Annotated in this window: 10 protein-coding genes and 1 tRNA gene; 7 read left to right on the top strand and 4 right to left on the bottom strand. The window is 46.0% G+C overall.

Going from position 1 to position 9,453, the window contains the following annotated elements; genetic code table 11:
• Both QT984_RS17250 and QT984_RS17245 read right to left on the bottom strand, forming a co-directional pair.
• On the bottom strand, nt 1-506 hold a 506-nt coding region (locus QT984_RS17250), incomplete at its 3' end, for an AAA family ATPase (protein WP_333240709.1).
• 132 nt (nt 507-638) lie between these two features.
• Entirely contained in the window at nt 639-1,730 is a 1,092-nt protein-coding gene (locus QT984_RS17245; protein ID WP_333053367.1) for an RNA-guided endonuclease TnpB family protein, read from the bottom strand.
• 409 nt (nt 1,731-2,139) lie between these two features.
• Here QT984_RS17245 and murA point away from each other — a divergent pair, with 409 nt between their 5' ends.
• The 4 genes from murA to QT984_RS17225 all read left to right on the top strand — a co-directional run bounded on the left by murA (nt 2,140) and on the right by QT984_RS17225 (nt 5,783).
• Entirely contained in the window at nt 2,140-3,558 is a 1,419-nt protein-coding gene (gene murA, locus QT984_RS17240; protein WP_333053368.1) for a UDP-N-acetylglucosamine 1-carboxyvinyltransferase, read from the top strand.
• Between the two features lie 224 nt (nt 3,559-3,782).
• A complete protein-coding gene (locus QT984_RS17235) occupies nt 3,783-4,652 on the top strand; it encodes a M48 family metallopeptidase (RefSeq protein ID WP_333210367.1) in 870 nt (289 codons plus the stop codon).
• Nucleotides 4,631-4,712, top strand: a tRNA-Leu gene (locus QT984_RS17230). Before QT984_RS17235 ends, QT984_RS17230 begins: the two co-directional genes overlap by 22 nt.
• Nucleotides 4,713-4,907: 195 nt before the next feature.
• Nucleotides 4,908-5,783, top strand: coding sequence for a DMT family transporter (locus QT984_RS17225; protein WP_333053371.1), 876 nt, complete (start codon nt 4,908-4,910; stop codon nt 5,781-5,783).
• Nucleotides 5,784-6,190: 407 nt separating this feature from the next.
• Here the strand turns inward: QT984_RS17225 and QT984_RS17220 are convergent, their stop codons facing one another.
• A complete protein-coding gene (locus tag QT984_RS17220) occupies nt 6,191-6,814 on the bottom strand; it encodes a type II toxin-antitoxin system antitoxin SocA domain-containing protein (RefSeq protein ID WP_333053372.1) in 624 nt (207 codons plus the stop codon).
• Nucleotides 6,815-7,006: 192 nt separating this feature from the next.
• On the opposite strand from QT984_RS17220, the gene QT984_RS17215 reads away from it, so the two are divergent.
• Genes QT984_RS17215 through QT984_RS17205 form a run of 3 tightly spaced genes read left to right on the top strand, consistent with a single transcriptional unit; the run spans nt 7,007 to nt 7,754 of the window.
• Nucleotides 7,007-7,342: a DUF6883 domain-containing protein gene (locus tag QT984_RS17215; RefSeq protein ID WP_333053373.1), complete on the top strand. Its 336-nt coding sequence runs from the start codon at nt 7,007-7,009 to the stop codon at nt 7,340-7,342.
• 8 nt (nt 7,343-7,350) lie between these two features.
• Entirely contained in the window at nt 7,351-7,575 is a 225-nt protein-coding gene (locus tag QT984_RS17210) for a DUF4926 domain-containing protein (protein WP_333053374.1), read from the top strand.
• Between the two features lie 11 nt (nt 7,576-7,586).
• Nucleotides 7,587-7,754: a type II toxin-antitoxin system HicB family antitoxin gene (locus QT984_RS17205; protein ID WP_333053375.1), complete on the top strand. Its 168-nt coding sequence runs from the start codon at nt 7,587-7,589 to the stop codon at nt 7,752-7,754.
• A 52-nt stretch (nt 7,755-7,806) separates the two neighbouring features.
• Here the strand turns inward: QT984_RS17205 and QT984_RS17200 are convergent, their stop codons facing one another.
• Nucleotides 7,807-9,444 carry an acetolactate synthase large subunit gene (locus QT984_RS17200; protein ID WP_333053376.1) on the bottom strand — a complete coding sequence of 546 codons (1,638 nt, stop codon included), beginning with the start codon at nt 9,442-9,444 and terminating at the stop codon, nt 7,807-7,809.
• Between the last annotated feature and the right edge of the window lie 9 nt (nt 9,445-9,453).

Here is a 9,453-nt window from a genome sequence, read left to right as displayed (position 1 = left end):
GATGATTGGCCGTTGTTGTCTTGAGTTTCGGCAATTTCTATCCCTTCGACTTCCTCTGCTTCAACAGATAACTCATCCGATTTTGGATTTTGGATTTTGGATTTTCGATTGGCAGATGATTGGCCGTTGTTGTCTTGAGTTTCGGCAATTTCTATCCCTTCGACTTCCTCTGCTTCAACAGATAACTCATCTGCTGCATTTTCCTCCTCATCTTCATCCTGGGCGAACCATTCGTCCCCCACATCTTCCAACGCAAAAGTCGCAGTCACGCTAGCTTCGATCGTACCGCGTTTGTTTTGGGCGCTGTTCACCAAATCCGGCAAACGTTCAGCCCGCATTCCCTTAGAACTCGAAAGTCCGAGACAAAACAGCAAAGCGTCGAGGATGTTGGACTTCCCAGAACCGTTGGGCCCGGAAACCACAGTAAAACCGGGCAGCACGGGAATGGCCGTCGTGCCGCCAAAAGATTTAAAGTTAGTCAGTTCGATCCGTTTAATGTGAACCATATGCTAGGAGTAGCTTTGGCTGCTTCGTGAAACTTATCTAAACTTGTCTAAACTCATTTTTAGACACAATTCGATTTCACTTCCTACGCTGTTGGGTAGACGGCTAATCCCAAGATAAGTAGGCTATTCCCCTCAAGCCGAGGGTTCCCAATTTAAAATATTCAAACTTGCGTTAAAATCCCGCTCCAAAGATATGCCACAAGTAGGACAGTCAAAAGTCCGAACGCTTAGTGGCATATCTTTTTTTGTGCCACAATTTGAGCAAGTTTTCGTACTAGGGAACCACTGGTCTACTAGCACTAAACTAGCTCCATACATAAGGCATTTGTAGTCGAGCTGACGTTTGAATTCGTAAAATCCCAGGTCAGATATTGCTCCAGCTAACTTATGATTCGCCATCATTCCTTGAACATTCAAGTTCTCAATCTTAATTAGCTTGAAAGTTTTAGCTAGGTAAGTTGTTAACTTGTGAAGGAAGTCTAAGCGAATACGAGCGACTCGTGCATGGATCTGACTAATTTTGTTGTAGGTTTTGCGCTGATTTCGAGAGCCTTTTACCTGTTTAGATGCTTGGCGCTGTAAAGTAGCAAGCTTGGTTTTCGCTTGCTTTAGCGGCTTTGGTGCATCAAAACTCTGTTGGGTTGATAGCGTGGCCGCATACTTGATGCCGACATCAATTCCTACAGAACCTTCAGACTGCCCACCGGGCAGGCGCTCTGCATCCACACAAAAGGAAACAAACCAGCGATTACCTTCTTTTGAAACCGTAAAAGTTTGAGAAATAAAACCACATTCTAACGGCTCAAAAAGTCGAAAAGTTCCCAACGTAGGAATCTTGATAGTGCTACCAGCGACTAACAAAAGTTTACCGTTAGATGAATCAACCGTAAAAGATTGACCGTCTCGCCGGCTGGCGAACTTCGGATGACCTGCTTTCCCCGAACGATATCGACTAAAAGCATCTTTTAAGTCAATCAAAGCGTTTTGATAAACTCGGCTAGACAACTGGTTCATCCAAGCAAATTCAGACGTTTTCTTGACGTGATTGGTGAGAACCTTCTTGACTTCGTTGAGTACCTTCGAGTCGGTAAATTTCCCCTCACTGTACATTTGAGTTCGCAGGCTCAACCCAAAATTGAAAACTACGCGCCGGAATCCTGCGTGTTTTGCCATCAACGTCGCTTCCTTGTTATTTAATTTTAGCGCCCGCTTGACAGCAAACATGAAACTTCCTCTCGGTGATTAACTGTGAATAAGTTTAGCAAAGTATTTGGCACTTAAGTTTTACTCTAGGTTGTTGTCACAGGTTAGCACAGGCAATGGGGCGATCGACAATGTGTTAACTTTCTAGCATTGTCGATCGAACAGATATCTTACACCTTTGTCAACAACCCAGCCGGCTTTTACTTCAAAAGATCGTTGACAAAGCTATAACATCTGTGATCCGAGCGACCGCTACAAATGAACGTAAATTTTGATACAGATAATTTCATGAGACTCGATCGACATTATTTATGCGATTAAACCTGAAAGCCTTACCCAGACTGAAGCTTGGCAAATATAATGCCGAGAATCCCTAATGTTACCCCTAGACATATAAAAACTTTCCGGTAAAATCGAACCAAAATTAATAATGTATAAAGTAACGAAGCGAATTATGGAGGGCAAACCCATTACACCAGCTCAGAACTCATCTAACCTGCCAGCTTCACCTGAAAGCGACCAACAAGTATTACAAATTTGGGGTCGCCAGCCCCTTAAAGGACACGTCAAAATCAGCGGCGCCAAAAACTCGGCCTTAGTCGTCATGGCAGGAGCCCTGCTATGCCCAGAGGATTGCCGTCTCCGCAACGTTCCCGGTCTAGTCGATGTCGCCCGCATGGGGCAAATTCTCTCGGCTGTAGGAGTCAAATTACAGCAGCACGGGGACGTTTTAGACATCAACGCCAGCAACCTCATAGACGCTCAAGCCCCCTACGAATTAGTCAGCCAACTGCGGGCGAGCTTCTTTATTATCGGCCCACTGCTAGCGCGTTTGGGATTTGCCAAAGTACCCTTGCCCGGTGGGTGCGCCATCGGTGCCCGACCCGTTGAACTCCACGTTCGCGGTTTGCAAGCCCTCGGTGCCGAAGTCCACATCGACCACGGCACCGTTCACGCTTACGTCAAAGGGCCGAACCGCCGCCTGAAAGGAGCCAAAATTTATTTGGACTACCCCAGCGTTGGCGCAACTGAAACTTTGATGATGGCGGCGACTCTGGCCCAAGGAGAAACCGTGATTGAAAATGCGGCTCAAGAGCCGGAAGTCGCAGATTTGGCGAATTTCTGCTGCGCCATGGGAGCAAAAATTCAAGGCGCTGGCACGAATACGATCGTCATTTCGGGAGTTCCCAAGCTGCACGCGGTAGACTATCCAATTATTCCCGATCGCATTGAAGCCGGAACATTTTTAGTAGCCGGAGCCATCACTCACTCCGAAATCAGTTTGTCGCCGGTAATTCCCGACCACCTGACCGCAGTCATTGCCAAATTGCAGACAATTGGGGCGAAAATTATTGCAGAATCCCCCGACATTTTGCGGATAGTTCCCGGCCAAACTCACTCGGCCACAGACATCGAAACTCTGCCTTACCCTGGTTTCCCCACAGATATGCAAGCTCAGTTTATGGCTTTGCTGACGCTGAGCGAGGGCGACAGCTTGATCAAAGAAACCGTGTTTGAGAATCGCTTGCGCCACGTAGCAGAACTCAACCGCATGGGCGCCGACATTCGCCTTAAAGGCAATGTCGCGATTGTGCGCGGAGTGTCGCGGCTGTCGGGTGCGCCGGTAGTGGCAACAGATTTGCGGGCTTCGGCGGCGTTAGTGTTAGCGGGACTTGCAGCCGATGGTGTCACCACCATCAGCAGCTTGCAGCATTTAGACCGCGGCTACGAGCAGTTAGAGGTGAAACTGCAAAAATTGGGCGCGAATTTGCGACGCGTGAAAGAGGGTACAGACCCGGCGACTGCTGAGGCTCCTGTCAATCCCGTGCGATCGGGTTTAAACTGTTAATTAGTCATTAGTCATTAGTCAGCAGTCATTAGTCATTAGGAAGAAGGAAAAAGGAAGTTCGGCAACGGATTCTGTAGCGGATGTAACGGATGTCAGGAAGAAGGAAGAAGGAAGAAAATTCCCAATTCCCAGTTCCCAATTCTCAATTCCCAATTCCCAATGACCAATGACTAATGACCAATGACCAATGACTAATGACTAATGACTAATGACTCAGGATTAAAATGTCGAACATACCGCTCATCGGTTTGAAAGCAGACCAGTTTCGCCACCCCCTAGACTTGGAAGCTACCAGCACTCTCAAACAACTGCCCGGCCTGGATTTGATGGTGCGGCAGTTGCTGGGACAACTGGGCGAACAGTTTTTCATGCTGGAAAATCTGGCTTCCAGCGTCCAAGTCGGGGAAAATCAATTGCCCCACCTGCATCAATTGTTGTTGGATGCCTGCAAAACTCTGGATTTGGAACCGCCGCAGCTTTATGTCCGCCAGCATCCGATGCCGAATGCTTACACCTTCGCGATGCGGGGAAAACAGCCTTTTGTGGTGATGCACACTTCTCTGATTGATTTGCTCACAGATGAGGAAGTTAAGGCAGTAATTGCTCACGAGTTGGGGCATTTGAAGTGCGAACACGGAGTTTACCTGACTCTGGCTAATTTAATTGTGTTGGCCGCCGGCCAAATTTCGCCGGTGGGAGCCGTGCTCGCCCAGGGTTTGCAGGCGCAAATGTTGGAATGGTTGCGGTGTGCGGAATTTACGTGCGATCGCGCCGCCTTGCTCGCCACTCAAGACCCAAGAGTGGTAGCATCGCTGTTGATGAAACTGGCCGGAGGTTCGCCGACTTTAGCTCCCAAACTGAATGTCGATGCGTTTTTGGCGCAGGCGCGGGCCTACGATGACCTCAGCAGCACTCAACTGGGAGAAATGCTCAAACAAGCTCAAACGGCTCAGTTGTCCCATCCTGTACCAGTATTGCGCGCCAGAGAGATCGATCGCTGGGCAAGTTCAAAAGATTATGAATCTTTGCTTGCAGGAAATCGATCGGTGTGTTATGATGGTGAAACGAAAAAGGGCGGGTGGCGAAATTGGTAGACGCATCAGACTCAAAATCTGACACCGAAAGGTATGAGAGTTCGATTCTCTCCCCGCCCACTACTAAAGAAGCTTAATAAATTTAGGGTTCCAGATGATAAGTCTGGAACCCTAATTTATATTGGGTATCGGGCATTGGGCATCGGGCATCGGGCATCGGGCATCGGTAACAACAGTCATTAGTCATTAGTCATTAGTCGTTAGTCGTTAGTCAGTCAACAGTCAACAGTCAACAGTCAACAGTCAACAAATTTTATGGGTGAAATCGCCGCTTTAGGCGCTGCATTTGTCTGGGCTCTATCTTCCACCATCTGGCAGCGAGTGGGACAGCAAATCCCCGCAGTGGTGCTAAACTTGCTCAAAGGCGCGATCGCCCTTTTCATGCTCCTTGCCACTGTACTAATTTTAGGTAAACCCTTACCCGCAATCAACCCTAATATTTTAGCAATGCTGCTGATCGGCGGCGCCCTAGGAATTGGCATCGGAGACACCGCTTTCTTTATCGTATTAAAATATTTAGGCGCGAGGCGAACGCTGCTTTTAGAAACCCTATCTCCCCCTTTAACAGCTTTATTGGGCTTAATATTTTTGCAAGAAAAGTTATCGCCCATTGCTTGTACTGGCATTCTTTTAACAATCTGCGGCGTAGCGTGGGTAATTGCAGAACGAACAGCCGAAACAACCTTACCATCAAAACATCTTTGGCAAGGATTAGCCATTAGTTTATTAGGACAAACATCCCACGCCGCTGGAGCTATTTTATCCCGCGCCGCCTTCACTCAAATAGATATTGATCCCCTGTGGACTGCGGCTTTGCGTTTGAGCGGCGGCATGGCAGTTATGCTATGCTTTTTGAACCCAAAAAATCTTGATAGTTTCAAACAATTAAAAGCGCCAAAACTATTAGGTGCAATAATTATAGCAGCTTTTTTAGGAACCTATCTCGGAATTTTTCTGCAACAGACTTCGCTGAAATATGCACCCGCAGCAATCGCTCAAGCACTCAGTTCTACCAGTCCCCTATTTATACTGCCTTTAGCGGTGCTGGCGGGCGAAAAAGTGAGCCTTCGGGCTGTTGTGGGGGTAGTTGGTGCGATCGGCGGAATCGCCTTATTATTGGGTTTGAAGTGATGATATTTTAGAGAGAAGTGTGGCGTGTCGCTAAACAATCAAAAAATAGGCTCTTTCTTAGTTAGTGTCCTTAAATATTAGTTTAAGTAGCCAAAAACTCAACTAGGTCTGAATTGACTGAAAAAACGCATCATATCAAATCCGACAAGTTAAAATAAAACTCTACGGAGAGATTGAGAAGCAAATTGCAACCGATCGCCCGAAGTAAGAGGAAGTGATTTATGCTTCTCATACTTAGGTAAAACAACTGGCAGAAATCCGTAAGGATTTTGACCTGATTATCCCGTACATCACGCAGGTAACAGCTAATCCGAATACTTGAAGCTGAAAAAGTGCGATCGCCCTTACATCCCAAATTGTCAAAAAGCACGCGCGGCGCAGCTATCCCGTAGGGAATCGCCCTTATATTATTTAGAGAAGAAACGGCCCGAATAATATTTCTTCATCGATTCGTGAGAAATAATCCCATGACAAGATTCGTCTCTCGGCAAATCTCCTCTCGCTTCCAGCCAAGGCATTTCACTGCAAATCATTCGTTCCAAAGTTTCATCATCATACTCAAAATATGCCTCCGCAACTTCTTCGATAAATTGCCCAACTTTTTGGGGAATTTTCGGTTGTTCGATTTTCTCTGTAATGCGTTCCCAACTAAATTGGCGTTGATACTTTTCTAATAAATCAGGAATAACCGGCCCGTGAATCCCTGCTTGAAAATCTGCATCAAATAGTGGCTTTCCGTAAACTCCTAAATACCAAGCTTGAGCGTAATATATAAGTTTTTGTAGCTTGTAGGCGTTGATTGCTACATTAGTTTGGGCGGCTAACCAAATAAAAGCATTTGCAATATCTTGCTCACTCACTTTTACTGAATTACCGGGAACCGCAACAACTTTGAGTTGATTTTTGCCTATCTGTTCCAATAGTTCCGAAACTGACAAGTTAAATTCTGCGGCAATTTGCTCAACTCTTTGCCAAACTGGAGAACTCACAGTTATTTGATATTCATTTTTTGTTGAGATAGCTTCAGTCATAGCCGTCCTTATAGCTGACTTAAATAATTCTAGCAAACAGTGCGGAATAATGACTGACGTAATAGCGATCGCCCTTACATCCCAACTTGTCAAAAAGCACGCGAGGCGCAGCTATCCCGTAGGTAATCGCCCCTGCTTGACCGATCGCCTCCACTCTGGTTAATATACAAGAGTAAGCTTTGGAAAGAGTGCTTGAAACTGCCCAATTATGAAAGAGCAGTCGTTCCTGAAAAGAAAATTACCGAATATCTGCTCTCACTCACCCACCGCGACGGGAAAAGCAAAGCAAAATTTTTTTTACGGTTTGGCTTTTCAGTTGATGCTTGGGAAATCATGGCAACGGCCTTGCTGCGTCATGCCGCCGACCATGAATTAGCTAAAATTGAAGAATCTCCTTTTGGCAGTCGGTACGTTATTGAAGAAGAAATGCTAGCAGCAGATGGCAGAAAACCCTTTGTGCGTTCTGTTTGGTTTATTGAAACCGGAGGCGACACTCCCAGGCTAGTAAGTGCCTATCCACCAGATTAAAAAATAAAATGATTCAAGAACTTGACAGCATTGTTTTAACAATTGATATCCCAGAAAAAAAATTAAGCCAAGGCGATATTGGCACTGTTGTTTTAGTACATCAAGGTGGGGTAGGATATGAAGTAGAATTTGTTACCTTGACGGGGAAAACATTAGCTATTATTTCACTCTTTAGCTCCCAAGTCCGTCTCATAGGTGATAGAGAAATTGCTCACGCCCGGATGCTAGCTTGAGCCCTATCTAAATGGAAGCGAAAATTATAAGGAAAAATCCAAGCTTCACAGGCATCATTTACCAAGAAGAAGATATGTACATTGCCGAATGTCCTGAAGTCAGCACGGTTGACCCAGGCGAAACCATAGAAGAAGCGATCGCCAATCTTAAACAAGCTACAAAACTCTATCTCGAATAATGTCCATTATTAGAACCCCGACTTATTAAAGAAGCCGAGGCTCTAGCTACTCTTACAAATTGCAACTCATATCCCCAGATAATTGACTGAAACGCGCATTTTCCCGATAGTCTACCGGACAGTCAATCACGCAAGGGACATCTTGAGCAAGGGCTTCTTTCAGAATCGGAATAAAATCTGTTGCAGATTCCACTCGATAGCCTTTTAAACCCATACTTTCCGCAAATTTCACAAAATCGGGATTGCCAAATTTGACGAAATCGGAATGACCAAAATAATCTTGCTGCTTCCATTCAATTAACCCGTAACCGCCGTCATTAAATATCAGCGTCACAAAATTAGTACCGACTCGCAAAGCAGTTTCTAACTCTTGGCAATTCATCATAAAACCACCGTCGCCGGTGGCGGCTACTACTTTGCGATCGGGATAAACGAGTTTTGCAGCTACCGCACCCGGAATCGCAATTCCCATCGCCGCAAAGCCGTTGGAAATCAAACAGGTATTCGGGCGATCGCAATGATAGTGCCGCGCGATCCACATTTTGTGAGCTCCGACATCAGATATAAGAATATCTTCCGGGTCCAGGATTTGCCGCAAATCGTAAATGAGTTTTTGTGGCTTGATCGGGAAACCGTCGTCGGCTGCATATTGTTCGTACCCAGCCCGAATATCCGCCCGCAATTGCTTAGCAAAAGGGTCTACTTTCTCCATGCGATCGGCACGCTGCAAAATTTCATTGAGAGAATCAGAAATATCCCCCACAACTTCTATAAGAGGAATATAACTGCTGTCAATTTCTGCTGGCAGAGCTCCAATATGAATAATCGGAATTTTTCCTTCAGGATTCCACTTTTTCGGGGAATATTCAATCAAATCGTAGCCAACAGCAATCACTAAATCCGTTTCTTCAAAAGCACAGCTAATGTAATCGCGTTTTTGCAAGCCCGTCGTCCACAGTGCCAAAGGATGAGTGTAAGGAATCACACCTTTGCCCATGAAAGTATTAGCTACAGGGATATTCAATCGAGTAGCAAATTGTGTCAAAGCATCGCTGGCGTTAGCGCGGATCGCACCGTTTCCTACTAAAAGCAGAGGACTTTTTGCCTTGGAAATTGCCACAGCGGCTTTATTCAAGCTTTGGTAAGCGCCAAAAGTTTTTTCGCGGTTGTCTTTGGTGAGCGGATCTCCTTCAGCAGGCATGGCTGCGATGTTTTCAGGTAAGTCAATGTGAACTGCTCCCGGCTTTTCACTTTGAGCTACTTTAAAAGCTTTGCGGACAATTTCTGCCGTCGTGCTGGGGCGAACAATTTGAGCATTCCACTTAGTAACTGGCGCAAACATGGCGACCAAATCTAAATATTGGTGCGATTCTATGTGCATTCTGTCTGTGCCGACTTGTCCGGTAATTGCTATTAAAGGAGCGCCGTCTAAGTTGGCGTCAGCAACTCCTGTCATTAAGTTAGTTGCCCCAGGGCCCAAGGTGGACAAGCAAACGCCGGCTTTGCCGGTGAGACGACCGTAAACGTCTGCCATGAATGCGGCGCCTTGTTCGTGGCGAGTAGTAATAAATTTAATTGAAGAGTTTCTCAGGGCTTCTAGAACTTCTAAATTTTCTTCTCCGGGAAGTCCAAAGACGTATTCGACGCCTTCATTTTCTAAACATTTTACCAATAGTTGAGCTGTGTTCATTTCCGTTTC

The organism is Microcoleus sp. Z1_B2 (assembly GCF_036700325.1).
In the GTDB taxonomy this organism is placed as follows: domain Bacteria; phylum Cyanobacteriota; class Cyanobacteriia; order Cyanobacteriales; family Microcoleaceae; genus Microcoleus.
The sequence above is the reverse complement of the archived record's forward strand: the minus strand, read 5'-3'. Positions and strand labels throughout refer to the sequence as shown.

Coding starts and splice junctions, on each gene's coding strand:
- QT984_RS17245 (WP_333053367.1), bottom strand. CDS start 1,730: ATGTTTGCTGTCAAGCGGGCGCTAAAATTAAATAACAAGGAAGCGACG.
- murA (WP_333053368.1), top strand. CDS start 2,140: ATGTATAAAGTAACGAAGCGAATTATGGAGGGCAAACCCATTACACCA.
- QT984_RS17235 (WP_333210367.1), top strand. CDS start 3,783: ATGTCGAACATACCGCTCATCGGTTTGAAAGCAGACCAGTTTCGCCAC.
- QT984_RS17225 (WP_333053371.1), top strand. CDS start 4,908: ATGGGTGAAATCGCCGCTTTAGGCGCTGCATTTGTCTGGGCTCTATCT.
- QT984_RS17220 (WP_333053372.1), bottom strand. CDS start 6,814: ATGACTGAAGCTATCTCAACAAAAAATGAATATCAAATAACTGTGAGT.
- QT984_RS17210 (WP_333053374.1), top strand. CDS start 7,351: ATGATTCAAGAACTTGACAGCATTGTTTTAACAATTGATATCCCAGAA.
- QT984_RS17205 (WP_333053375.1), top strand. CDS start 7,587: ATGGAAGCGAAAATTATAAGGAAAAATCCAAGCTTCACAGGCATCATT.
- QT984_RS17200 (WP_333053376.1), bottom strand. CDS start 9,444: ATGAACACAGCTCAACTATTGGTAAAATGTTTAGAAAATGAAGGCGTC.